Genomic DNA, 23,772 nt, shown 5'->3' with positions numbered 1-23,772 from the left:
AAACCTCATATGCAATAGAGCGAGAGTCAGACTAAAAATTATCTCAATACTCCGGCTGGTTTGGCAACTGAATAAAATCGCCGGACAATAAAGGGAGGATTGATGTCGTACCCGACTCTCAAATCGGTACCCCTTGTATGCTAAATCCGTCCTCACGTCAAACACCTGAAACGTGTTTAGCATGAAAAACCTGCTTAACGTACTGCCAGAATCCGTGGCGTAATAAAGACAACCAGTTCACGGCGTTCATTATCTTTCCCGTCGCGGCGAAACAGACGCCCCAGCACCGGGATATCGCCAAGCAGCGGGACGCTGTCGCGGGCGGTTTTGTTTTTCTGCGAAAAGATGCCGCCCAACGCCAGGGTCTCGCCGCTGCGGACTTCCACCAGGGTCTCGATCTCCTGTTTATCAATGGCCAGCGCCTCGCCGTTATCCTGCTTCAGCACCTGGCCTGGCGTGTTCTCGCTTATTCGCAGCTTCAACCGCACTCTCCCCTGCTGCAGCACCGTCGGCGTCACCTCCATGCCCAGCACCGCCTCTTTAAACTCCACCGACGTGGCGCCGCTTTCACCGCTGGAGACCTGATAGGGGATCTCGCTCCCCTGCTTGATGCTGGCGGGCTGCATATGAGAGGCGAGCAAACGAGGACTGGCGATAATCTCGACCTGCTGCTTGCGCTCCAGCGCGGAAAGCTCCAGCTCAAGCAAGCGCCCGTTAATTTTGCCGATGTTAAAGCCTGCGCGGGTGCTGGCGTCGTTGACTGACAGATCGCTGCTTAGGGTGGTAATGCGCCCGGATCCTGGCGTGCTTTCAGCCTCCGCCAGCCGCCATTTCACCCCCAGTTCACGCAGGCTGGTTTCGCTCATTGACACGATATGGGCGGCCAGCTCCACCTGTCCGACCGGCAGATCCATCTCCTGCGCCCAGGCCTTCAGCGCCGGCAGATGGCGGGCATCATCGCGGATCAGCAGCCGATTGGTCCGCTTGTCCGCCATCAGGTTTCCCCGGGCGCTAAGCAACTTACCGCCGCTTTTAGCCAGCTCCTCGGCATCGGCATAGTGCAGGGTCACGCTCTCCGCCCGCAGCGGCAGGTTCTGCAGACGTTTCGCCTGTTCCGCTTCGCGCTGCGCCAGGTTGGCCTTTTGCCAGGCCTGCGTATGTGCGTAGATGACCGTTCCCTGCTGTTGCAAAGAGAGGCCTGCGCTATCCGCCACTGCCCGCAGCGCCTGGGTCCAGGGAACCTTCTGCAGGCGCAGGGAGAGCGTGCCGCTGACGTCCGGTGCGACAACGAGATTCTTCTGGTTCATTTCGGCCAGGGCTTGCAGCACCTGGGCCACTGGCGCGTCGTCAACGACCAGCGAAACCGGCTTATCATTTCGCGCGGCGACCACCGCCAGCGGTAGCAGCAAAAGCAGGCTTATCCATCGCATCATCTTGTTTTCCTTTACGTTGCCAGCGCCACGCTGGCGGTTCACATCCCGGAGGCGTGACGATGTCCAGTTCACTGTCCGTCAGCCGGTTCACCCGCCAGCCCGTGGGCAATTGCTCATCCAGGCGCACCCGTCGCCACGTGCCGCTTCCGTCCTGCAAAAAACCCATCCAGCCTGCGCCATCGCTGGCCGCGCCACCATAACGCCATTGCGACAGCTGCGCCGCGTGGCAGGGATCCTCAACCGGCTGAAAAGGATCGCGCTCGGCCGCCAGCAGCGACAGCGGCAACCACAGCAAAACCCAGCATTTACCGACCATCTTCCGCCTCCAGCTGCAGCCGCATGCGCAGCGCCTGCCCCTCGCGCTCCAGCGAGAACGAACGCGGGTTCATCCCGCTGCGCGCCAGCCATGAAAACAGAGCGGGTACCGTCGGCCAGGAGAGAGCCAGCTCCATCTCTCCGCCGCTCCCCTGCGGATGCCAGGCGATTAGCTTCGCCCCGGCGAGCGGAATGGCTATGGGCGAGAACGGCTGCTTGTCGATGCGCTCCCCGGCTCTTTCACCGTCAGGGATGCGCAGCGCCATGATCCGCCGCCACTGCGTTTGCAGAGCGCCATCGCGGGACAGCGCCGCCAGCGGCGGCCGGGCATCGCGCCAAAGCGCCACGCCGCCCCCCGTCAGCCCCATCGCGAGCAGGATCAGCAGCCCCGCCCGGGTACGCAGGGTATTAATCCTCATCGGCGCGCGCTCCCGACAGGGTGAAACTGAACCGCCAGCGCCCCTCGGCGTCGCGCTGCGTTCCGCCGGCTTTAGCCGGCGCGAATCCCGTGACGCTGGCCAGAGAAGCCTCCACTCCGGCCAGCGCCTGCAGGTTGAGGGCCAGGCCATCCAGCGTCAGACGCGCCCCCTGGTACTCCAGCCGCGTCAGCCATGCCTGAGCGGGCAGGTCCGCCGCGAGCGCCATTAGTCGGGGTTGCCAGGCAGCGATCGTCGATCTGCGCTGGAGCTGCTCGCGCTGGCGTTGATGCTGCTGCCACGCTTCGCGCATCGCCTGTTCACGTTGTTTGAGCGAGGCGAGCAGCGCTGCGTCGGCCGTCGCGTGGAGCCTCGCCAGGGCGTCGCGCTGTAGACCAGCCGTTCGCCCCACCTGCAGGGTCATCCCCGCCAGCAGCACGATACCGATGGCTAACAACAGGGTGTAGCGCAGGCGCTGGCGGCGACGCAGGTCACGCCAGGGGAGAAGATTAACGACATGCGTCATGGCGCCCGCCCCCCCAGCGCCAGCCCAAGGGCAATGGCGTAGCGATCGCCATCGGCTGGCAGCGGAGGCTGCCGGCGGTGAACCACCTGCCAGACATCAAAACGACTGGCCTCGTCGCCCGCGTCAGCGCACAAGCGCAGAGGAACCTGAAGCTGCCCCGCCAGCTGGCTCAAGGACCCTATCGCATCGCAGGCGTCACAGCCCCAGGCCTCATGGGTCGCCCATAGCCAGTGCTTTTCATCCCGCCACGCCAGGCCTTGCTCTGCTGCCGTCACCCAGGGGAAAAAAGCGCCGAGCGCACTGGCATCCGGTACGATGGCAGTTACCCGCAGGCGCAGCCGCCCTGCCAGCTCCCGCAGAACATTGATATCCAGCCGCTGCGCCGCCGTAACCTGCCAGCCGTCATTTCGCGAGGTGGGCGCATAATCAATACAGAGAGAGGAGGCGGGCATCGCCAGCTGCTGGGTCATGGCGCTGGCTATCCACGTCGCCTGTTCCCGCTCTCGCAGGGCGAACTGGGGATAAGGCACGCGTTTTTGCAGCGTGCGAGCTGCGGGGAAGGCGATATTGATCTGATGCTGTACCGGTAGCTCCCGCCGCCAGGCGGCCAGCCGTGAGCCGAGGGCGCTGACGTCCGCCACCATCCCCTGCCGCACCAGGCCTGGCGGCAACGGAATGCGCCACCAGCGGCGCAGCGCCCAGTGTGAGCGCTCAAACAGTAGCGCGACAATGGCAATGCTATCTTGTTGGATATGCATTCCGATCCGCCAGTTTCTGAAAGCCATGCTTATGATCTCCTTATCCGGCAAAACTGTCCGGCTATATCAATGCACCTGGCTTGCCTTTATACTACCGCGCGTTTGTTTATAAACTGCCCAAATAAAACTAAATGGGAAAACACCGGTGAAGTTCGTAAAGTATCTATTGATCCTTGCAGTCTGTTGCGTACTGCTGGGAGCAGGCTCGATTTTTGGCCTCTACAAATACATAGAGCCGCAACTCCCCGACGTCGCAACCCTGAAGGATGTGCGTTTGCAGATCCCGATGCAGGTCTATAGCGCCGACGGTGAGCTTATTGCGCAGTACGGCGAAAAGCGCCGTATCCCTGTCACGTTGCAGCAAATTCCCCCCGAGCTGGTGAAAGCGTTTATCGCTACCGAAGACAGTCGTTTCTATGAGCATCACGGCGTCGATCCGGTGGGTATTTTCCGCGCCGCCAGCGTGGCGATGTTTTCAGGCCACGCCTCGCAGGGCGCCAGCACCATCACCCAGCAGTTAGCGCGTAACTTCTTCCTCAGCCCCGAGAAGACGTTGATGCGTAAGATTAAAGAGGCCTTTCTGGCTATCCGCATCGAGCAGCTGCTGAACAAAGATGAAATCCTTGAGCTGTACCTGAACAAGATTTACCTCGGCTACCGCGCCTATGGCGTCGGCGCCGCGGCGCAGGTCTATTTTGGCAAACCTATCGACCAGCTGACCCTCAGCGAAATGGCGGTGATTGCCGGTCTGCCGAAAGCCCCGTCCACTTTTAACCCGCTCTATTCGATGGATCGCGCCACAGCCCGGCGCAACGTGGTGCTGTCGCGTATGCTGAGCGAGGGGTACATCACCCAGGCGCAATACGATGAGGCGCGCAGCGAACCCATCGACGCCAGCTACCACGCGCCAAAAATCGCCTTCTCCGCGCCCTATCTGAGCGAAATGGTGCGCCAGGAGATGGTGAATCGCTACGGCGAGCAGGCCTACGAAGATGGCTACCGGGTGTACACCACGATTACCCGCAAAAACCAGCAGGCGGCCCAGCAGGCGGTCCGCAATAACGTGCTGGATTACGATATGCGTCACGGCTACCGCGGCCCGGCCAGCGTGCTGTGGAAGGTCGGCGAAACGCCGTGGGAGGCGAAAAAGATCGTTGACGCCCTGAAGCGCCAGCCTGGCTTTGGCCCGCTTTCTCCTGCGGTGGTCACCTCCGCGAATGCCCAGGAGGCCGTCGCGCTGTTGGCTAACGGCGACTCCGTTTCGCTGACGATGGACGGCGTGCGCTGGGCTCGCCGCTTTATCTCCGATACGCAGCAGGGGGCGACCCCGCGTAAAGTCAACGACGTCGTGCAGGCCGGGCAGCAGATCTGGGTTCGCAAAGTGGGAGACAGCTGGTGGCTGTCGCAGGTCCCGGACGTCAACTCGGCATTGGTCTCCATTAACCCGCAAAACGGCGCGATTATCGCCCTTGTCGGTGGGTTTGACTTTAACCAGAGCAAGTTCAACCGCGCCACTCAGGCGCTGCGCCAGGTCGGCTCCAACATCAAGCCATTCCTCTACACGGCTGCGATGGATAAAGGCTTAACTCTGGCAAGCATGCTCAACGATGTGCCAATCTCGCGCTGGGACGCCGGAGCCGGTTCCGACTGGCGGCCGAAAAACTCGCCGCCGCAGTATGCTGGTCCGATTCGTTTACGCCAGGGCCTGGGGCAGTCGAAAAACGTGGTCATGGTGCGCGCCATGCGCGCCATGGGCGTTGACTATGCCGCCGAGTATTTGCAGCGCTTTGGCTTCCCGGCGCAAAACATTGTCCACACCGAATCGCTGGCGCTGGGCTCCGCCTCCTTTACGCCTCTGCAGGTCGCCCGCGGTTATTCGGTGATGGCCAACGGCGGCTTCCTGGTGAACCCGTTCTTTATCAGTAAGATTGAGAACGATCAGGGCGGGGTCCTCTTCGAAGAGCGTCCGAAAATCGCCTGCCCGCAGTGTGATTTACCGGTGATTTACGGCGATACGCCAAAATCCAACGTGCTGGAAAACAAAGATGTGGAAGATGTCGCCACCTCGACGGAACCGCAGAATGGCACCGTGCCGCCGCAGCCGCAGCTGGAGCAGGCCAATCAGTCACTGGTGGCGCAGAGCGGCGCCCAGGAATACGCGCCGCATGTGATCAACACCCCGCTGGCCTTCCTGATCAAGAGCGCGCTGAACAGCAACATCTTTGGCGAACCGGGCTGGATGGGAACCGGCTGGCGCGCCGGACGTGACCTTCAGCGGCATGACATCGGCGGCAAAACCGGGACCACCAACAGCTCGAAGGACGCCTGGTTCTCAGGCTACGGACCGGGCGTGGTGACCTCGGTTTGGATCGGCTTTGACGATCATCGTCGCGATCTTGGCCGGACCACCGCATCGGGGGCGATTAAAGATCAGATCTCCGGCTACGAAGGCGGCGCCAAAAGCGCCCAGCCGGCCTGGGACAGCTTTATGAAGAGCGTGCTGGAAGGCGTTCCGGAAGAGCCATTAACGCCGCCGCCGGGTATCGTCACGGTGAATATTGACCGCAGCACCGGTCAGTTGGCGAACGGTGGCAACAGCCGGGCGGAATACTTTATTGAGGGTACCCAGCCCACGCAGCAGGCGGTCCATGAGGTGGGCACCACCCTGACTGACGGCGGCGGTGAAACCCACGAGCTGTTCTGACAAAAAAAGCGCCTGCGGGCGCTTTTTTATTGCTGCTTAGCGTAAACGCTCGTTCAGAGTCGGCCCTGGGCCTGCAACCATTCCCGCACTAAAAACAGCGCACTAACGTTGCGGGCCTCGTTAAAATCTTCTTCATCCAGCAGCGACATCAACTGCGCCAGCGGCCAGCGCACCTGCGGCAGCGGCTCGGGCTCATCGCCCGGCAGCGACTCCGGATAGAGATCTTCCGCCACCAGGATGTTCATTTTGCTGGAGAAGTAAGAGGGAGCCATACTGAGCTTCTTCAGAAACGTCAGCTTATTGGCGCCGAAGCCAACCTCTTCTTTCAGCTCGCGATTGGCCGCTTCATCCACGGTTTCACCCGGATCAATCAGCCCTTTGGAGAAGCCCAGCTCGTAGGACTCCGTCCCGACGGCATACTCGCGAATCAAAATAATATGATCATCAACAATCGGCACAATCATCACCGCTTCGCGGGTGGAAGGCCGCATACGTTCATAAACGCGACGCACACCGTTGCTGAATTCCAGATCGACGCTTTCGACATTAAAGAGGCGCGAACGGGCGACAGTTTCAACATTGAGAATGGTGGGTTTTTGTAATGATTTGCTCATTGTCATCGGTCTATGCTGTGATTAAGCAGTCATTGTGCGATACGCAACACGCTTTCGGCAATCCAAATCGCTACTTATTTACAGAGTTGTAACCTTTTCCCTGCAAAGGGAAAAGTAATAAAGATAAAAAAGTCAATAGCTTGAATTCTCTTTGAGAATTTACCGATTTCTGGCCTTTAACGTTTTTGGTAAGCTAATACGCTGCTGCATGACATATTTACTACCCTGCAAGCAGGTGCGCCGCTAACACTGCAGCTTGACGTTAGTCTTCACGTTCACCGACGATTTCGTAAGAAAAATATAACTATGATGGGATGGGCATGGGCACCTTTCTGATATTCCTTACAGCTCTGCTAATCTGCGTATTGCTCATTGGATGGTGGTATCGCACGCACGCCAGACGCCGCCGGCTCCCTCTACTGCACGCCTTTAGCGATGCCACCACGCGGCCGATCGCGGCCGATGAGCGCCAGGCCATCGAAAAGTATCTTGCCGAACTGAGCCGCGCCCAGCAGGTTCCCGCGTCCGGCGCCACCAGCGCGCCCGTCGCTCTGGCGCTAAACGAACAGAGCGATACCGTCTATGGGGTGACGCGAGCCATCACCCGCTACGGGATCACTACCGACGCGCCGAATAAATGGCGCTATTTTCTCGATTCGGTGGAGGTACATCTGCCGCCGTTCTGGGAACAGCATATCAACGATGAAAACAGCGTCGAGCTGATCCCCACCGACAGCCTGCCGCTGGTTATCACCCTTAACGGCCATACCCTGAGCGACTATCGTCAGGAAGCGCAAAGCTACGCGCTGGAACGCGCCTCGGCCACCCAGGCCTCAATTCGCGGCGAAGAGAGCGAACAGGTAGAGTTGCGGCAGATCCGTCGGGAAAGCCCGGAAGAACACGCCCTGAACCGCCCGGATGGTCTGCGCGAAGCGATCCTGATCGTCGCCTCTTTCCTGTTCTTTTATTTCAGTCTGATTGGGCCTGCCGTCTTTACCCCATGGCTGGTGGCTGCCGGTTTGCTGCTGCTCGCCGCCGGCCTATTGGGGATCTATGCCCCGCCGCGCCGCGCCTCGCTGCGCGAAATCCATTGTCTGCGCGGCGTCCCTAAGCGCTGGGGGCTGTTTGGCGAAAACGATCAGGAGCATATCAATAATATCTCGCTGGGCATTATCGATCTCATCTATCCGCGCCACTGGCAGCCCTGGATCGCCCAGGACCTCGGACAGCAGACCGATATTGATATCTATCTCAACCGCCATGTAGCCCGTCAGGGACGCTACTTGTCGCTTCATGATGAAGTGAAAAACTTCCCGCTGCAGTACTGGCTGCGCAGCGCGATTATCGCCGCCGGCTCCCTGGTGATGGTAATCATGCTATGGGCCAGCGTACCGCTGAATATGCCGTTTAAGTTCACCCTGTCGTGGCTGAAGGGGGCGCAGACCATTGAAGCCACGACCGTCAGCCAGCTGGAAAAGGCCCATGTGCGCATTGGCGATACGCTGCGCCTGACCGGCACCGGGATGTGCAACATCCGCACGCCGGGCAGCTGGACGGCCAAAGAGGATTCGCCGTTCCTGCCTTTCGATTGTTCGCAGATTGTGTGGAACGATGCCCCTCCTCTGCCGCTGCCGGAGTCTGACATTGTCAGCAAAGCGACCGCTCTGATGCAGTCCGTCCAGCGTCAGCTGCACCCGGAAACCGACGACGACTCCCGCGTCAGCCCGGCGCTGCGCTCCGCCATTCAGAAATCTGGCATGGTGCTACTGGATGATTTCGGCGATATCGTTCAGAAAACCAACGATCTCTGTTCCGCTGCCGATGATTGCCTGCGGCTGAAGAATGCGCTGGTTAATCTCGGCAATACCCGTAACTGGGAGACGTTAACCAAGCGTGCGTCCGCCGGGAAACTGGATGGCGTGAACGTGCTGCTGCGGCCAGTCAGCGCCGAGTCGCTGGAGAATCTGGTGACCACCTCAACCGCCCCCTTTGTCATGCGTGAAACCTCGCGGGCGGCGCAGGCGCTCAACAGCCCGGCCCCGGGCGGCTTCGTCATCGCCAGCGACGAGGGCAGCGTGCTGGTCAATCAGCCGTGGCCGGCGGTGAGCCTGTATGATTACCCGGCGCATGAGCAGTGGGGGGAACTGCGGCGGCTGGCCGGTATGCTGATGCATACCCCCTTCCATGCCGAAGGGATAGTCACCAATCTGTTTACTGACGCCAACGGCACTCAGCATATCAACCTGCACCGCATTCCTGACCGCAGCGGCCTGTGGCGCTATCTGGGCATCACCCTGCTGCTGCTGTCGATGGTGGGATGCATGGCTTACCACGGGGTGCAGGCGCTGCGTCGTTATCAACGCCATCGCCAGCGTATGGAAGAGATTCAGAAATATTACGAAAGCTGCCTGAACCCGGTGCTGCTCCCCTCGTCTGACCCGCAAGATTAATTTTCCCGGCGACAGGGTGTGATACCCTGTCGCCCATTTCCCGCTCGCTGGAGAGTCATCATGCATTTTGATATCGCCTGGCAGGAGGTCGATACCGTTCTGCTGGATATGGACGGCACGCTCCTGGATCTGGCTTTCGACAACTATTTCTGGCAAACGCTGGTGCCGGAAACCTGGGGGGCCGCCCGCGGCCTCAATCTGCAACAGGCGAAAGAGGCCATGCACCAGGAGTATCACGCCGTGCAGCATACGCTAAACTGGTACTGTCTGGATTACTGGAGCGAGCGCCTGGGTTTGGATATTTGTGCGATGACCAGCGAACAGGGTCCGCGCGCCACGCTGCGTGAGGATACCGTGCCGTTCCTTGATGCGCTCAAGGCCAGCGGTAAGCGACGTATTCTGTTGACCAATGCCCATCCCCACAATCTGGCGGTGAAACTCAAACACACCGGCCTGGATGCGCACCTTGATTTATTACTTTCCACCCACACATTTGGTTATCCGAAAGAGGATCAGCGTCTGTGGCGCGCCGTGGCGGAGGAAACCGGCCTTGAGGCGCATAAAACGCTGTTTGTCGACGACAGCGAGGCAATTCTGGATGCCGCGAGGGAGTTTGGCATTCGTTACTGCCTGGGCATTACCAATCCCGACTCCGGACTGGCGGAAAAGCAGTATCTGCGCCATCCGGGGCTGAATGATTACCGACGACTGATCCCTTCGCTTACCCCGAAGGAGAGGCGATGAAAGAGAAGCCTACCGAAACCGTCAGACTGGACAAATGGCTTTGGGCCGCCCGCTTTTACAAGACCCGCGCGCTGGCGCGAGAGATGATTGAAGGCGGCAAGGTGCATTACAACGGACAACGCAGCAAGCCCGGGAAAATCGTCGAACTGGACGCCATGCTAACGCTGCGTCAGGGCAACGACGAGCGGACGGTGCGCATCGTCGGTATCACCGAACAGCGCCGCCCGGCAAGCGAAGCCGTCACCCTGTATGAAGAGACGGCTGAGAGTATCGAGAAGCGTGAAAAAATGGCCCTGGCGCGCAAAATGAACGCCCTGACCATGCCGCACCCTGACAGACGTCCGGACAAGAAAGAGCGCCGCGACCTGATGAGATTTAAACACGGCGAGAGTGAGTAACTCGCGCCAGAAAGAGAGATGATTATGACTCAACACGATCAATTACATCGTTATCTGTTTGAAAACTATGCCGTGCGCGGCGAGCTGGTGACGGTGTCGGAAACCCTGGAACAGATTCTGGCAAATCACACTTATCCCCAGCCGGTGAAAACGGTGCTGGCGGAGCTGCTGGTCGCCACCAGTCTGCTGACTGCGACGCTGAAATTTGCCGGCGACATCACCGTGCAGCTGCAGGGCGATGGGCCTTTACAGCTGGCGGTGATCAACGGCAATAACCAGCAGCAGCTGCGCGGCGTCGCGCGTGTGCAGGGCGAGATTGCGGACGATGCGGATCTGAAAGCGATGGTCGGCAACGGCTATCTGGTCATCACCATCTCCCCGGAAGAGGGTGAGCGTTATCAGGGCGTGGTCGGTCTGGAAGGCGATACGCTGGCCGCCTGCCTGGAAGATTACTTCCAGCGTTCAGAGCAGCTGCCGACGCGCCTTATTATCCGCACCGGCGAACATGAAGGTCAGCCGATGGCGGGCGGGATGCTGCTGCAGGTGATGCCGGCGCAGGATGCCCAGACTGCCGACTTTGAGCACCTGGCGACGCTCACCGAGACCATCAAGGCGGAAGAGCTGTTCACCCTGCCGGCGAACGATGTGCTGTGGCGTCTGTACCATGAAGAAGAAGTCACGGTCTACGATCCGCAGAGCGTGGAGTTCAAGTGCACCTGCTCCCGCGAACGCTGCGCCGGCGCGCTGAAAACCCTGCCGGACGAAGAGATAGATAGCATCCTTGCCGACGAAGGCGAGATTGATATGCACTGCGACTACTGCGGTAACCACTATATCTTCAACGCCATGGACATCGCCGAGATCCGTAATAACGCCTCTCCGGCCGATCCGCAGGTCCATTAATCCTCACCTCTTTTGCAGGCACCGGGCGGCGATGTGGTTTGTCGCCCGGTGTCTGACTTTTATTTATTCACGAGTTGAATCGATTTTCGCTGAAAGAGTTACGTAATTTTATTCCAGGAAAGCGATTACATTCACATTTCAGTAGTTTTTTTAATTACTTTTTAACCATTGAGAAACATCTAACCCCACCATCCAGCCATTTCCTGAGATAATCCACTTCACTTCGTGACAGGAGTCACCGTTTTTTTCGTCATTCTGAAGAATGTCGAGATACGTAAATCTATGAGCCTGGTCGCGGTCAATACCCGGTAATAAACCCTACAATTTACAGCAGTACATCTTGGCTAAGGAGCAGTGACATGCGCGTTAATCATGGTTTAACCCCGCAGGATCTCAAGGCTTATGGTATCAATGACGTTCAGGATATCGTCCACAATCCCAGCTACGACATGTTGTTTCAGGAAGAGCTCGACCCCAACCTGGAAGGCTACGAACGTGGCGTATTAACCAGTCTCGGTGCTATCGCCGTCGACACGGGCATTTTTACCGGTCGTTCTCCGAAAGATAAGTACCTCGTGCGCGACGACACCACCCGCGATACCGTCTGGTGGTCCGATAAAGGCAAGGGTAAAAACGACAACAAGCCGCTTTCGCAGGAAACCTGGCAGCATCTGAAAGGGCTGGTAACACAGCAGCTGTCCGGTAAACGCCTGTTTATCGTCGACGCCTTCTGCGGCGCTAACGCCGATACCCGTCTCAGCGTACGTTTCATTACCGAAGTGGCCTGGCAGGCGCACTTCGTTAAAAACATGTTCATCCGCCCGAGCGACGAAGAGCTGGCGGAATTCACGCCCGACTTCATCGTGATGAACGGCGCGAAGTGCACCAACCCGCAGTGGAAAGAGCAGGGCCTGAACTCGGAAAACTTCATCGCTTTCAACCTCACCGAGCGCATTCAGTTGATCGGCGGCACCTGGTACGGCGGCGAGATGAAGAAAGGGATGTTCTCGATCATGAACTACCTGCTGCCGCTGAAGGGCATCGCCTCCATGCACTGTTCTGCCAACGTGGGCGAGAAAGGCGATGTCGCCATTTTCTTCGGCCTCTCAGGCACCGGCAAAACCACCCTCTCCACCGACCCGAAACGCCGCCTGATTGGCGATGACGAACATGGCTGGGATGACGACGGGGTGTTTAACTTCGAAGGGGGCTGCTACGCCAAGACCATCAAGCTCTCTGAAGCGGCCGAGCCGGATATCTATCACGCCATTCGCCGCAACGCCCTGCTGGAAAACGTGGTGGTGCGCGCCGACGGGACAATCGATTTCGATGACGGCTCAAAGACCGAAAACACCCGCGTCTCCTACCCCATCGACCATATCGATAATATCGTCAAACCGGTCTCCAAAGCGGGTCACGCCACCAAAGTGATCTTCCTGACGGCCGATGCGTTCGGCGTACTGCCGCCGGTCTCCCGCCTGACCGCCGATCAGACGCAGTACCATTTCCTGTCCGGGTTTACCGCCAAACTGGCCGGCACCGAGCGCGGCGTGACCGAACCCACGCCAACTTTTTCCGCCTGCTTCGGCGCCGCCTTCCTGTCGCTGCACCCGACACAGTACGCCGAAGTGCTGGTCAAACGCATGCAGGCGGCCGGCGCGCAGGCTTATCTGGTCAATACCGGCTGGAACGGCACCGGCAAGCGCATCTCGATTAAAGATACCCGCGCCATCATCGACGCCATCCTCAATGGCTCGCTGGACAACGCGGAGACCTTTACCCTGCCGATGTTTAACCTGCAGATCCCGACGGCCCTCCCGGGCGTGGATCCCCAGATCCTCGATCCGCGCAGCACCTATGGTTCCCCGGAGCAGTGGCAGGAAAAAGCCGACCAGCTGGCGAAGCTGTTTATTGAGAACTTTGAGAAGTATACCGATACGCCAGCGGGCGCCGCGCTGGTGGCGGCAGGGCCGCAGCGCTAACGGGCGCAAAGATGAAAAAGCCGGGCTTGCCCGGCTTTTTATTGTGCAACGTTCTGACCAACCAACCGCGGGCGCGATCAGCTCTCTTTGGCCGGTTTCATCGGCGCCAGCACCCGGTGCACCGGCAGCCAGGCGCGGATCAGTAACCCGCCGCGTTCGCTGGAGCCAATCTCCAGCCGCCCGTTGTGATTATCGATAATACGCTGAACAATCGCCAACCCCAGCCCGGTGCCGCTGGTGCTGCGGGCGCTGTCGCCGCGTACAAACGGCTGAAACAGGTGCTCTCGCTGCTCAGGTTTAATCCCCGGTCCGTCATCTTCTACCTGGAACCAGGCCCGGCTCGCTTCGCTGCCGCTGCTGACCTTGATCCAGCCATTGCCATAGCGGGCCGCGTTGACCACCATATTCGCCAGCGCGCGCTTGATAGACAGAGGATGCATGCGTACCGGAATTTCGCCGGCCTGCAGGGCGGTGGCGATCTCCCGCTCATAGCCGCTCTCCGCAGCGATCACTTCCCCCAGCACCGCATTCAGATCCGCCAGCTCCATCGGCATCTCCTGCCCGGTGCGCAGATAGTCGATAAACTGCTCGATGATGGCGTTGCACTCTTCGATATCTTTGTTGATCGACTCCGCGAGATAGCCGTCCTGCTCGCCCATCATCTCGGTGGCCAGACGAATGCGGGTCAGCGGAGTCCGTAAATCATGGCTGACCCCAGCCATCAGCAGCGTACGGTCGTCGGCCAGCTGCTTCACGCCCGCGGCCATGTGGTTGAAGGCGCGCGTCACCGAACGCACTTCGGAGGCGCCATACTCGCGCAGCGGCGGCGGAATAATGCCGCGCCCGACCTGCAGCGCCGCATGCTCCAGATCCACCAGCGGGCGGTTCTGAATACGGATAAACAGCCAGGCGCCGCCTATCGCCAGCAGCATGATCGCCAGGGTATAGCGGAACAGCGGCGAGAAGTCGCCCTGATGGATCTCGGTCAGCGGCACCCGCACCCAAATATTGGGCGACAGCCAGGTCTTCAGCCACACCACGGGGGAGCTTTTATTGACCTCCACCCGCACCTCAGTGGGGCCGCCAAGCTGATGAGCCATCTGTTGGCTCAAGAATTCATAATGCTGCGCCCAGCGCAGGCCTGCGTCTTCCGCCGCTTCATTGGAATAGAGCGAAATCCCCAGCTCGCGATAAATTTCACGGCGAAACGCCGGGGGCACCACCAGCTGGGTGCCATCCTCCAGCTGCAGCTTATCAGTCATCAGCATACGCACTTCGTAGGCCAATACTTTATTAAACTGCTGGAGACTTGGCAGGATCGCGAAATTCAGTACTACCAGATAGGTCGTCACCAGGCTGACGAACAGCAAGGTGACGATCAGGAGCAGCGTGCGAGCAAAGGAGCTGCGCGGCGAAAAGCGCACGCGTTTCATGCCTTAGAACCGTCCGGGACGAAGACGTAGCCCAGACCCCAGACGGTCTGGATATAGCGCGGATGCGCCGGGTCCTCTTCCACCATGCGGCGCAGGCGGGAGATCTGTACGTCGATGGAACGCTCCATCGCAGAGTATTCGCGGCCGCGAGCGAGGTTCATTAACTTATCGCGCGACAGCGGCTCACGAGGATGGCTTACCAGCGCCTTCAGGACCGCAAACTCGCCGCTGGTCAACGGCATCGGCTCGTCTTCACGGAACATCTCGCGGGTGCCCAGGTTCAGTTTGAATTTACCAAAGGCGATAACCGCCTCTTCCTGCGACGGCGCGCCCGGCAGCTCGTTCGCCTGACGGCGCAGCACCGCCCGGATGCGGGCCAGCAGTTCACGCGGGTTGAACGGCTTCGGAATGTAGTCGTCGGCCCCGATCTCCAGGCCCACAATACGATCAACCTCTTCGCCTTTCGCCGTCACCATAATGATCGGCATCGGGTTGCTCTGGCTGCGCAGACGGCGGCAAATCGAGAGACCATCTTCCCCAGGCAGCATCAGATCCAGCACCATCAGGTGGAAGGATTCGCGGGTTAACAGACGATCCATCTGTTCGGCGTTCGCCACGCTACGAACCTGGAAGCCCTGCTCGGTCAGATAACGTTCGAGCAGCGCACGCAGGCGCATGTCGTCATCCACAACCAGAATCTTATAATTCTCTTGCATTGTTTGTACTCCCAAAGGTTCACTGCAATAGTCAGTGCGTATTCTCAAAAAAGCCCGGCGCGCTCACCAGCTAAATCTGGTATATATTCCAGGCTAAATTGTTACAAAGCATATTTAACAGCAGGTTAAGTATACATTTAATCATAAGACACAGTATTTATCCTGTCGGTATTATTACGCGCTACAAATTGTGCGCAACGACAGACTGTCAGAAGGTTGAACTCACGATGAAAACGCCGCTGATCACCCGCGAGGGATATGAAAAACTGAAGCAGGAGATGGACTACCTGTGGCGCCAGGAGCGCCCGGAAGTGACCAAAAAGGTGACCTGGGCCGCCAGCCTTGGCGACCGCAGCGAGAACGCGGATTACCAGTACAACAAAAAGCGCCTGCGCGAGATCGATCGCCGGGTCCGCTATCTGACCAAATGTCTGGAACAGTTGAAAATTGTCGATTACTCGCCGCAACAGGAAGGTAAAGTCTTCTTCGGCGCCTGGGTAGAGATTGAAAACGATGAAGGCGATATCAAGCGCTTTCGCATCGTCGGTTACGATGAAATTTTTGGCCGCAAAGACTATATCTCCATCGACTCGCCGATGGCGCGCGCACTGTTAAAAAAAGAGGTTGGCGATCTGGCCATCGTCAACACGCCGGCGGGCGAAGCCAGCTGGTATGTCAACGAGATCGAATACGTTAAATAGACAAGAACTTTCCGAGAGACGCCCGGCGCGACTGGCATTTTCAGCCGTCAGTCCGTATAACTAGTCCCTGATTTTTGACCCTAAAGATGAATTAAAAGCCATGATGAATGATTCGCTCTGCCGCATTATTGCGGGTGAACTTCAGGCCAGAGCCGAACAGGTAGAAGCTGCCGTTCGCCTGCTTGATGAAGGGAACACCGTGCCGTTTATTGCACGTTATCGTAAAGAAGTCACCGGCGGTCTGGATGACACGCAGCTGCGTAATCTGGAAACCCGCCTCGGCTATCTGCGCGAACTGGAAGACCGTCGTCAGGCGATCCTCAAATCCATCGCTGAACAGGGCAAACTGACCGACGCGCTGGAAAAAGCCATCAACACCACGCTCAGCAAAACTGAACTGGAAGATCTCTACCTGCCGTATAAACCGAAGCGCCGCACCCGCGGGCAAATCGCTATCGAAGCGGGGCTGGAGCCGCTGGCTGACCTGCTGTGGAACGAACCGTCCCACGATCCGGAAACGGAAGCCGCAAAATATATTGATGCCGATAAAGGCGTGGCCGACAGCAAAGCGGCGCTGGATGGCGCGCGCTATATCCTGATGGAGCGTTTTGCCGAAGACGCCGCGCTGCTGGCGAAGGTCCGTGACTATCTGTGGAAAAACGCCCACCTGGTCTCCACCGTCGTCAGCGGCAAAGAAGAGGAAGGCGCCAAATTCCGCGACTACTTCGATCACCATGAACCGATCGCCACCGTGCCGTCGCATCGCGCGCTGGCGATGTTCCGCGGTCGCAACGAAGGCGTCCTGCAGCTCTCTTTAAACGCTGACCCGCAGTTTGACGAGCCGCCGAAAGAGAGCCACTGCGAGCAGATTATTATCGACCATCTGGGCCTGCGCCTGAATAACGCCCCGGCGGACAGCTGGCGTAAAGGCGTCGTCAGTTGGACCTGGCGGATCAAAGTCCTGATGCATCTCGAAACCGAGCTGATGGGTACCGTGCGCGAGCGCGCCGAAGACGAAGCTATTAACGTCTTCGCCCGCAACCTGCACGACCTGCTGATGGCTGCGCCCGCCGGGCTGCGCGCTACCATGGGCCTTGACCCGGGCCTGCGCACCGGGGTGAAAGTGGCCGTGGTTGACGGTACCGGCAAACTGGTGGCCACCGATACCATCTACCCCCACACCGGCCAGGCGGCTAAAGCGGCGATTGTCGTGGCGGCGCTGTGCGAGAAGCACAACGTCGAGCTGGTGGCGATCGGCAACGGCACCGCCTCGCGTGAAACCGAGCGTTTCTTCCTCGACGTGCAGAAACAGTTCCCGAAGGTCACCGCCCAGAAGGTGATCGTCAGCGAAGCCGGGGCTTCCGTTTACTCCGCCTCCGAGCTGGCGGCGCAGGAGTTCCCTGACCTCGACGTGTCGCTGCGCGGCGCGGTCTCCATTGCCCGCCGTCTGCAGGATCCCCTGGCCGAGCTGGTGAAAATCGACCCGAAATCCATTGGCGTCGGCCAGTATCAGCACGATGTCAGCCAGACCCAGCTGGCGCGTAAGCTGGACGCGGTGGTGGAAGACTGCGTGAACGCCGTTGGCGTTGACCTGAACACCGCCTCCGTGCCGCTGCTGACCCGCGTGGCCGGCCTGACCCGCATGATGGCGCAGAACATCGTCGCCTGGCGCGACGAGAACGGCCAGTTCCAGAACCGCCAGCAGCTGCTGAAGGTCAGCCGCCTGGGGCCGAAAGCCTTTGAACAGTGCGCCGGCTTCCTGCGTATCAACCACGGCGACAACCCGCTGGATGCCTCCACCGTTCACCCGGAAGCCTACCCGGTGGTCGAACGCATTCTGGCCGCTACCCAGCAGGCGCTGAAAGATCTGATGGGCAATAGCAGTGCGCTGCGCCACCTGAAGGCCGTGGATTTCACCGATGAGAAGTTCGGCGTACCGACCGTGACCGACATCATCAAAGAGCTGGAAAAACCGGGCCGCGACCCGCGTCCGGAGTTTAAGACAGCGAAGTTCGCAGACGGCGTAGAGACCATGAACGATCTGCTGCCGGGGATGATTCTGGAAGGGGCCGTCACCAACGTCACCAACTTCGGCGCATTTGTCGATATCGGCGTCCATCAGGACGGACTGGTCCACATTTCGTCGCTTTCTGACAAGTTTGTTGAAGATCCGCACACCGTGGTGAAAGCGGGCGACATCGTGAAGGTCAAGGTCATGGAAGTCGATCTGCCGCGTAAGCGTATCGCCCTGACCATGCGTCTCGACGAGCAGCCGGGCGACAGCAACGCCCGCCGCGGCGGCGGTCAGGATCGCCCGCAGGGCAACCGCCCGGCCGCGAAAGCCGCCAAACCTCGCGGTCGCGACGCGCAGCCTGCCGGCAACAGCGCGATGATGGATGCCCTCGCGGCGGCGATGGGTAAAAAACGCTAATCCCACCCTGCCCCTTTTCAGGGGCAGTTTTCTTTTCATGACCAGGCCATCGCCATCACGCGCAAAACAGGTTCAGTTGTTTCTGATAACCTGTTTTTATTCCACGCCTGAAGACAGCGAAATTAATATTTTCATTTCGTTAACTTAAGAAACCTTAATTAAACATTAGATCGCCGAAATAATATTTCGTGCATTTTCGATCACAGACAGATTTTGCGGCACATCAATAAAAAAGTGATTTCCGCTTTAAAAATAGCGTTGATCGCATCATATGTATTGATGATAAAAACCATTCTCATTATCATCACTTTCAGAATGATTTTTTCTTTTTTCGTTGGCTATGGTATCCGGCGCGGTGACATCCCGACGCCCGGTCAATTCATCTTCGGTTAGCGATAGACAAGTAGGCCCTATGCAATTCACACCTGATAGTGCGTGGAAAATCATTGGATTCTCCCGCGATATTAGCCCAGCATACCGTCAGAAATTGCTCTCCCTCGGCATGCTGCCCGGATCCTCTTTTCATGTGGTGCGCGTGGCGCCGCTCGGCGATCCTGTTCATATTGAAACCCGACGCGTCAGTTTGGTATTACGCAAAAAAGATCTCGCCTTAATCGAACTGGAAGCGGTTGCACAATAACGGCTGGCCCGGCACAAGAGTCTGAAATATGAAAAAATTAACCGTTGGTTTAATTGGTAATCCTAATTCCGGCAAGACCACTTTATTTAATCAACTGACCGGCGCCCGCCAGCGCGTGGGCAACTGGGCCGGGGTCACCGTTGAGCGTAAAGAGGGCGTATTCGCCACCACTGACCACCAGGTCACGCTGGTTGACCTCCCCGGGACCTACTCTCTGACCACCATCTCTTCGCAGACCTCGCTGGACGAGCAGATCGCCTGCCACTACATCCTCAGCGGCGAGGCCGACATGCTGATTAACGTGGTCGACGCCTCCAACCTCGAGCGAAACCTCTATTTGACGCTGCAGCTGCTTGAGCTGGGGATCCCCTGCGTCGTGGCGCTGAACATGCTGGATATTGCCGAAAAGCAGCAGGTGCGTATCGATATCGATGCCCTCGCCGCGCGCCTCGGCTGCCCGGTCATTCCGCTGGTTTCGACCCGCGGACGCGGGATCGAAGCGCTGAAGATTGCCCTCGACCGTCATCAGGCGAACAGCGATATTGAGCTGGTCCATTATCCGCAGCCGCTGCTGCGCGAAGCTGACCTGCTGGCGCAGCAGATGTCAGCGCAGATCCCGGTCAAGCAACGGCGCTGGCTCGGTCTGCAGATGCTGGAGGGCGACATCTACAGCCGGGCCTATGCCGGCGACGCCGCCGATAAACTGGATATCGCCCTGGCGAATCTTAGCGACGAGATCGACGACCCGGCGCTGCATATCGCTGACGCGCGCTATCAGACCATCGCCGCCATTTGCGACGCCGTCAGTAACACCCTGACCGCCGAGCCAAGCCGCTTTACCGCGGCGATGGACAAGGTGATCCTCAACCGCTTCCTCGGGTTGCCGATTTTTCTCTTTGTCATGTATCTGATGTTCCTGCTGGCGATCAACATCGGCGGCGCGCTGCAGCCGATTTTTGACGCCGGCTCGGTCGCGGTCTTTATTCACGGTATTCAATGGCTGGGCTACACCCTGCACTTCCCGGACTGGCTGACCGTGTTCCTCGCCCAGGGGATCGGCGGCGGTATCAACACCGTGCTGCCGCTGGTGCCGCAGATCGGCATGATGTATCTGTTCCTCTCTTTCCTTGAGGACTCCGGCTACATGGCGCGCGCCGCCTTTGTCATGGACCGCCTGATGCAAGCCCTCGGCCTGCCGGGAAAATCCTTTGTCCCGTTGATTGTCGGTTTCGGCTGTAACGTGCCGTCGGTGATGGGCGCCCGCACCCTCGACGCCCCGCGCGAACGTCTGATGACCATTATGATGGCGCCGTTTATGTCCTGCGGCGCGCGGCTGGCGATCTTCGCCGTCTTCGCGGCCGCGTTCTTTGGTCAGAACGGCGCGCTGGCGGTCTTCTCGCTCTACGTGCTGGGCATTGTGATGGCCATTCTCACCGGCCTGATGCTGAAGCACACCATTATGCGCGGCGAAGCCTCGCCGTTCGTGATGGAGCTGCCGGTGTACCACGTCCCGCATATCAAGAGCCTGATTATCCAGACCTGGCAGCGCCTGAAAGGCTTTGTGCTGCGCGCCGGGAAGGTGATCGTCATTGTCAGCATCTTCCTCAGCGCGCTGAACAGCTTCTCGCTGAGCGGTAAGGTCGTCGACAACATCAACGACTCCGCGCTGGCCTCGGTGAGCCGGGTCATTACTCCGGTGTTTAAACCGATCGGCGTACATGAAGATAACTGGCAGGCCACCGTGGGCCTGTTTACCGGCGCGATGGCGAAGGAGGTGGTGGTCGGTACGCTGAACACCCTCTATACCGCCGAAGATATCCAGAACGAGGAGTTCAATCCGCAGACCTTCAGCCTCGGCGAAGAACTGCTGGCGGCCGTCGACGAGACATGGCAGGGACTGAAAGACACCTTCAGCCTCAGCGTCCTGGCCAACCCCATCGAAGCCAGCAAAGGCGATGGCGAAATGGCCACCGGCGCGATGGGCGTGATGGGCAGTAAATTTGGCAGCGCCGCGGCGGCTTACAGCTACCTGATCTTCGTTCTGCTCTACATCCCCTGCATCTCGGTGATGGGCGCCATCGCCCGCGAATCGAGCCGCGGCTGGATGACCTTCTCCATTCTGTGGGGACTGAATATCGCCTATTCGCTCTCGACGCTCTACTACCAGACCGTCAGCTTTAGCGACCATCCGCGCTACAGCCTGGCGTGTATCCTGGCGGTGGTATTGTTCAACGTGGTGCTCTTCGGTCTGCTGCGTCGGGCGCGCAGCCGGGTTGACGTCTCGCTGCTGGCCACCCGGAAAACGCCGACCTCCTGCTGTTCCAGCCCGGCTGGCGATTGCCACTAAGGAGGAGCGGTGGCGTCGTTAATGGAAGTCCGCGATATGCTGGCCCTGCAGGGCCGCATGGAGGCGAAACAGCTCAGCGCCCGCCTGCGGACGCCTCAGCCGCTGATTGACGCCATGCTCGAACGCATGGAAGCCATGGGCAAGGTGGTACGGATCAGCGAAACGAGCGAGGGCTGCCTCTCCGGCAGCTGTAAAAGCTGTCCTGAAGGGAAAGCGGCGTGCCAGCAGGAGTGGTGGGCGCTGCGATGAAGGGAGTAAGGCCAGCCAGCGCCATGGGGTAAAACGAGTGTGACAGCAGAGAAAAACGGGCCAACAGGCCCGTTTTTTATGACTGGATTATTTATACACGTCAGCGTTAGCGTGAACGGTTTTTTCGTTTTTCTGCCCGGCAATCACCACAAAGTATTTTCCACCCAGCTCATCAGCTTTTTTCGACAGATCGCGTCGGGCGTCCATCGGCGAGGTCGTCCTTGAGGTCGTAATGCTGCCGACCTTGGTCAGATTCATCTTCGCCACGTCCTCTTTTTGGATCTCTTTCGCTGCGAATGCGCCAAAAGACAGACAGCCAATCACCAGAGATGCAACCATTCCTGTAACAAGTTTCATAGCCTCTACTCTCCATTAGGTTGTTATTGTAGGTCACGGTGGCGGAATGAAATAATCAACCACCGTAACAACCTAAGTATTGCTGTGAATGGCCCTTTTACCATGGCGCTGCAAAAAAAATTACTCCAGCCGTTTTTTCAGCGCCATCAGCGGCTCGCAAAAGGCTGCGGGATGGGAAACAAACGGCGCATGCGCTGCCTTGTCAAAGAGAATTGACTCGCTTTCCGGCCATAGCTTATCCAGCAGCGGGACAATCTTGCGCGGCACCAACCCGTCCAGTCGACCGTACAGCCGCAGAAACGGCATCGGCAGCCCGACCAGCGCCTGGCGCAGATCAACGGTTCTGAGGATCTCCAGACCGCCGTTCAGCGCCTCAGCGGAAGGCATCGGCAGCGAGAGCACCGCCTGCTTTAACGCCCGCGCATCCTGACGGGCGCTCTCCGTTCCCATGGTTTGCAGTGCGAGGAACCGCTCGACGGTGCGCTGGAAATCCTCGCTCAGCTGCTGCTGAAATCCGGCCAGCACCTCCGGCTTGATGCCGGGCCAGTCCTCATGAGCCGCGAAACAGGGGGAAGAGGCAACCGTTACCAGCGCCTGCACCCGTTGCGGACGCATAATCGCGACCTGGCTGGCCACCAGCCCGCCCAGGCTCCAGCCCAGCCACACCGCCTGAGGCGGAGCCTGCTCCAGCACCCGCTGCGCCATCGCCTCCAGCGACATCGCCCCAAACCCGCCGCTACGGCCATAGCCAGGCAGGTCCACCAGGTGAAGGGTAAAATGCGAAGCCAGCTGCGGCGTGATGCAATCCCAGACCTGAGCGTTCAGTCCCCAACCGTGCAGCAGCACAAGATGACAATCACCTTCGCCGATTGTTTGCCACCAGATGTCGTTCATCCGTTACCGTTCTCTTTTTTACTGGACAGAAGGCCAAATATGCTAACAGCACACAGCTTATGCTGGCTATGCCAAATGCCGCTGGCGGTCGCCCGCTGGGGGATCTGCTCTCGCTGCAGCCGCGCCCTGCTCGCCTGCCCCCCGCTCTGCCCGCAGTGCGGCCTGCCGGCGGCAATGTCCCGGCATCCCTGCGGCCGCTGCCTGCAAAAGCCGCCGCCCTGGCATCGAATGGTGGCGGTCAATGACTATCGTTCGCCGCTGAGCGACCTGGTGCGGCAGCTGAAGTTTCACCATCGTCCGGAACTGGGCCCCGCCCTGGCGCGCCTGCTGCTGCTGCGCCTTAAACAGCGCGACGATTTGCCGCCGGTAGACGCGCTGGTCGGCGTGCCGCTGTGGCATCGCCGCCGCTGGCGCCGGGGTTATAATCAGTGCGATGAGCTGTGCCGACCGTTGGCCCGCTGGCGTGGGTGCGTCTGGCGTCGCGACGGCCTGACGCGCCAGCGAGCGGGCGCCGTGCAGCATTCGCTCAATGCCCGCCTGCGCAGGCAGAACCTGAAAAATGCCTTTCAGCTTGAATTTGCCGTCCAGGGACTCCATATCGCTCTGGTGGATGATGTCGTCACGACCGGCAGCACCGTCGCCGAGATATCCCGCCTGCTTTTGCGAAACGGCGCCGCGACGGTTCAGGTATGGTGTATATGCCGTACCTTGTAGACCCCCGCTGATGGGCGTATTATAACCCAGTAAAATAGTCAACTATT

21 protein-coding genes and 1 pseudogene are annotated in these 23,772 nt (G+C 59.1%); 12 read left to right on the top strand and 10 right to left on the bottom strand.

From position 1 onward, the window contains the following. Positions 1–194 precede the first annotated feature (194 nt). The 5 genes and pseudogenes from hofQ to ACQUTP_RS16640 all read right to left on the bottom strand — a co-directional run bounded on the left by hofQ (position 195) and on the right by ACQUTP_RS16640 (position 3,475). Complete coding sequence (hofQ, locus tag ACQUTP_RS16660; protein ID WP_043522607.1) at positions 195–1,433, bottom strand: DNA uptake porin HofQ; 1,239 nt, start codon at positions 1,431–1,433, stop codon at positions 195–197. After that, positions 1,372–1,749 (bottom strand): DUF2531 family protein, encoded by a 378-nt coding sequence (locus tag ACQUTP_RS16655; protein WP_264947077.1) that lies wholly within the window; start codon positions 1,747–1,749, stop codon positions 1,372–1,374. The genes hofQ and ACQUTP_RS16655 overlap by 62 nt, the downstream gene beginning before the upstream one ends. Next, positions 1,739–2,167, bottom strand: a complete 429-nt coding sequence (locus ACQUTP_RS16650) for a hypothetical protein (protein WP_017899955.1) — start codon at positions 2,165–2,167, stop codon at positions 1,739–1,741. Before ACQUTP_RS16650 ends, ACQUTP_RS16655 begins: the two co-directional genes overlap by 11 nt. Then, positions 2,157–2,690, bottom strand: coding sequence for a PilN domain-containing protein (locus tag ACQUTP_RS16645; protein WP_032456683.1), 534 nt, complete (start codon positions 2,688–2,690; stop codon positions 2,157–2,159). The genes ACQUTP_RS16650 and ACQUTP_RS16645 overlap by 11 nt, the downstream gene beginning before the upstream one ends. Next, positions 2,674–3,475, bottom strand: a pseudogene (locus ACQUTP_RS16640) (pilus assembly protein). The gene ACQUTP_RS16645 and the pseudogene ACQUTP_RS16640 overlap by 17 nt, the downstream one beginning before the upstream one ends. A gap of 118 nt (positions 3,476–3,593) precedes the next feature. Here ACQUTP_RS16640 and mrcA point away from each other — a divergent pair. Further along, positions 3,594–6,152 carry a peptidoglycan glycosyltransferase/peptidoglycan DD-transpeptidase MrcA gene (gene mrcA / locus ACQUTP_RS16635; RefSeq protein WP_023319249.1) on the top strand — a complete coding sequence of 853 codons (2,559 nt, stop codon included), beginning with the start codon at positions 3,594–3,596 and terminating at the stop codon, positions 6,150–6,152. Between the two features lie 53 nt (positions 6,153–6,205). Here mrcA and nudE read toward each other — a convergent pair whose 3' ends face one another. After that, complete coding sequence (gene nudE, locus ACQUTP_RS16630) at positions 6,206–6,766, bottom strand: ADP compounds hydrolase NudE (RefSeq protein ID WP_004202164.1); 561 nt, start codon at positions 6,764–6,766, stop codon at positions 6,206–6,208. Between the two features lie 320 nt (positions 6,767–7,086). On the opposite strand from nudE, the gene ACQUTP_RS16625 reads away from it, so the two are divergent. The 5 genes from ACQUTP_RS16625 (at position 7,087) to pckA (ending at position 13,243) form a co-directional block, all read left to right on the top strand. Next, positions 7,087–9,216: an intracellular growth attenuator family protein gene (locus ACQUTP_RS16625; RefSeq protein ID WP_032456684.1), complete on the top strand. Its 2,130-nt coding sequence runs from the start codon at positions 7,087–7,089 to the stop codon at positions 9,214–9,216. 60 nt (positions 9,217–9,276) lie between these two features. Beyond that, the gene (yrfG, locus tag ACQUTP_RS16620) at positions 9,277–9,960 is read left to right on the top strand and encodes a GMP/IMP nucleotidase (RefSeq protein WP_004202162.1); all 684 of its coding nucleotides are present in this window, start codon (positions 9,277–9,279) and stop codon (positions 9,958–9,960) included. After that, positions 9,957–10,358 carry a ribosome-associated heat shock protein Hsp15 gene (gene hslR / locus ACQUTP_RS16615; RefSeq protein ID WP_017899959.1) on the top strand — a complete coding sequence of 134 codons (402 nt, stop codon included), beginning with the start codon at positions 9,957–9,959 and terminating at the stop codon, positions 10,356–10,358. Before yrfG ends, hslR begins: the two co-directional genes overlap by 4 nt. 18 nt (positions 10,359–10,376) lie before the next feature. Further along, positions 10,377–11,261, top strand: coding sequence for an Hsp33 family molecular chaperone HslO (gene hslO / locus ACQUTP_RS16610; RefSeq protein WP_017899960.1), 885 nt, complete (start codon positions 10,377–10,379; stop codon positions 11,259–11,261). Positions 11,262–11,620: 359 nt separating this feature from the next. Further along, positions 11,621–13,243 (top strand): phosphoenolpyruvate carboxykinase (ATP), encoded by a 1,623-nt coding sequence (gene pckA, locus ACQUTP_RS16605; RefSeq protein WP_004202159.1) that lies wholly within the window; start codon positions 11,621–11,623, stop codon positions 13,241–13,243. Positions 13,244–13,320: 77 nt separating this feature from the next. Here the strand turns inward: pckA and envZ are convergent, their stop codons facing one another. Both envZ and ompR read right to left on the bottom strand, forming a co-directional pair. After that, entirely contained in the window at positions 13,321–14,676 is a 1,356-nt protein-coding gene (envZ, locus tag ACQUTP_RS16600; protein WP_004202158.1) for a two-component system sensor histidine kinase EnvZ, read from the bottom strand. After that, positions 14,673–15,392, bottom strand: a complete 720-nt coding sequence (ompR, locus tag ACQUTP_RS16595) for a two-component system response regulator OmpR (protein WP_001157751.1) — start codon at positions 15,390–15,392, stop codon at positions 14,673–14,675. Before ompR ends, envZ begins: the two co-directional genes overlap by 4 nt. Positions 15,393–15,619: 227 nt before the next feature. On the opposite strand from ompR, the gene greB reads away from it, so the two are divergent. The 5 genes from greB (at position 15,620) to feoC (ending at position 21,760) form a co-directional block, all read left to right on the top strand. Then, the gene (gene greB / locus ACQUTP_RS16590; RefSeq protein WP_002920503.1) at positions 15,620–16,093 is read left to right on the top strand and encodes a transcription elongation factor GreB; all 474 of its coding nucleotides are present in this window, start codon (positions 15,620–15,622) and stop codon (positions 16,091–16,093) included. A 100-nt stretch (positions 16,094–16,193) separates the two neighbouring features. Continuing rightward, positions 16,194–18,524, top strand: a complete 2,331-nt coding sequence (locus ACQUTP_RS16585) for a Tex family protein (RefSeq protein ID WP_004202157.1) — start codon at positions 16,194–16,196, stop codon at positions 18,522–18,524. Positions 18,525–18,936: 412 nt separating this feature from the next. Beyond that, positions 18,937–19,164, top strand: coding sequence for a ferrous iron transporter A (feoA, locus tag ACQUTP_RS16580; RefSeq protein WP_004202154.1), 228 nt, complete (start codon positions 18,937–18,939; stop codon positions 19,162–19,164). A gap of 28 nt (positions 19,165–19,192) precedes the next feature. Then, a complete protein-coding gene (gene feoB, locus ACQUTP_RS16575; protein ID WP_023319253.1) occupies positions 19,193–21,511 on the top strand; it encodes a Fe(2+) transporter permease subunit FeoB in 2,319 nt (772 codons plus the stop codon). Between the two features lie 9 nt (positions 21,512–21,520). After that, the gene (gene feoC / locus ACQUTP_RS16570; protein ID WP_004202151.1) at positions 21,521–21,760 is read left to right on the top strand and encodes a [Fe-S]-dependent transcriptional repressor FeoC; all 240 of its coding nucleotides are present in this window, start codon (positions 21,521–21,523) and stop codon (positions 21,758–21,760) included. Positions 21,761–21,847: 87 nt separating this feature from the next. On the opposite strand, the gene ACQUTP_RS16565 is transcribed toward feoC, so the two are convergent. Together ACQUTP_RS16565 and bioH are read right to left on the bottom strand one after the other, a co-directional pair. Further along, positions 21,848–22,117, bottom strand: coding sequence for a YdgH/BhsA/McbA-like domain containing protein (locus ACQUTP_RS16565; protein ID WP_004202149.1), 270 nt, complete (start codon positions 22,115–22,117; stop codon positions 21,848–21,850). 120 nt (positions 22,118–22,237) lie between these two features. Next, positions 22,238–23,011 (bottom strand): pimeloyl-ACP methyl ester esterase BioH, encoded by a 774-nt coding sequence (gene bioH / locus ACQUTP_RS16560; RefSeq protein WP_017899964.1) that lies wholly within the window; start codon positions 23,009–23,011, stop codon positions 22,238–22,240. A gap of 39 nt (positions 23,012–23,050) precedes the next feature. Here bioH and gntX point away from each other — a divergent pair, with 39 nt between their 5' ends. Continuing rightward, entirely contained in the window at positions 23,051–23,725 is a 675-nt protein-coding gene (gntX, locus tag ACQUTP_RS16555) for a DNA utilization protein GntX (RefSeq protein WP_048295667.1), read from the top strand. Positions 23,726–23,772: the final 47 nt, after the last annotated feature.

Source organism: Klebsiella sp. 2-CIP_Kleb., assembly GCF_050378715.1.
GTDB classification, from domain to species: domain Bacteria; phylum Pseudomonadota; class Gammaproteobacteria; order Enterobacterales; family Enterobacteriaceae; genus Klebsiella; species Klebsiella quasipneumoniae.
This window is presented reverse-complemented; position numbering and strand designations above follow the sequence as displayed.

What these genes read in the sequence shown, in the direction of transcription:
- hofQ (WP_043522607.1), bottom strand. Translation starts at nt 1,433, where the DNA reads ATGATGCGATGGATAAGCCTGCTTTTGCTGCTACCGCTGGCGGTGGTC.
- ACQUTP_RS16655 (WP_264947077.1), bottom strand. Translation starts at nt 1,749, where the DNA reads ATGGTCGGTAAATGCTGGGTTTTGCTGTGGTTGCCGCTGTCGCTGCTG.
- ACQUTP_RS16650 (WP_017899955.1), bottom strand. Translation starts at nt 2,167, where the DNA reads ATGAGGATTAATACCCTGCGTACCCGGGCGGGGCTGCTGATCCTGCTC.
- ACQUTP_RS16645 (WP_032456683.1), bottom strand. Translation starts at nt 2,690, where the DNA reads ATGACGCATGTCGTTAATCTTCTCCCCTGGCGTGACCTGCGTCGCCGC.
- nudE (WP_004202164.1), bottom strand. Translation starts at nt 6,766, where the DNA reads ATGAGCAAATCATTACAAAAACCCACCATTCTCAATGTTGAAACTGTC.
- ACQUTP_RS16625 (WP_032456684.1), top strand. Translation starts at nt 7,087, where the DNA reads ATGGGCACCTTTCTGATATTCCTTACAGCTCTGCTAATCTGCGTATTG.
- yrfG (WP_004202162.1), top strand. Translation starts at nt 9,277, where the DNA reads ATGCATTTTGATATCGCCTGGCAGGAGGTCGATACCGTTCTGCTGGAT.
- hslR (WP_017899959.1), top strand. Translation starts at nt 9,957, where the DNA reads ATGAAAGAGAAGCCTACCGAAACCGTCAGACTGGACAAATGGCTTTGG.
- hslO (WP_017899960.1), top strand. Translation starts at nt 10,377, where the DNA reads ATGATTATGACTCAACACGATCAATTACATCGTTATCTGTTTGAAAAC.
- pckA (WP_004202159.1), top strand. Translation starts at nt 11,621, where the DNA reads ATGCGCGTTAATCATGGTTTAACCCCGCAGGATCTCAAGGCTTATGGT.
- envZ (WP_004202158.1), bottom strand. Translation starts at nt 14,676, where the DNA reads ATGAAACGCGTGCGCTTTTCGCCGCGCAGCTCCTTTGCTCGCACGCTG.
- ompR (WP_001157751.1), bottom strand. Translation starts at nt 15,392, where the DNA reads ATGCAAGAGAATTATAAGATTCTGGTTGTGGATGACGACATGCGCCTG.
- greB (WP_002920503.1), top strand. Translation starts at nt 15,620, where the DNA reads ATGAAAACGCCGCTGATCACCCGCGAGGGATATGAAAAACTGAAGCAG.
- ACQUTP_RS16585 (WP_004202157.1), top strand. Translation starts at nt 16,194, where the DNA reads ATGATGAATGATTCGCTCTGCCGCATTATTGCGGGTGAACTTCAGGCC.
- feoA (WP_004202154.1), top strand. Translation starts at nt 18,937, where the DNA reads ATGCAATTCACACCTGATAGTGCGTGGAAAATCATTGGATTCTCCCGC.
- feoB (WP_023319253.1), top strand. Translation starts at nt 19,193, where the DNA reads ATGAAAAAATTAACCGTTGGTTTAATTGGTAATCCTAATTCCGGCAAG.
- ACQUTP_RS16565 (WP_004202149.1), bottom strand. Translation starts at nt 22,117, where the DNA reads ATGAAACTTGTTACAGGAATGGTTGCATCTCTGGTGATTGGCTGTCTG.
- bioH (WP_017899964.1), bottom strand. Translation starts at nt 23,011, where the DNA reads ATGAACGACATCTGGTGGCAAACAATCGGCGAAGGTGATTGTCATCTT.
- gntX (WP_048295667.1), top strand. Translation starts at nt 23,051, where the DNA reads ATGCTAACAGCACACAGCTTATGCTGGCTATGCCAAATGCCGCTGGCG.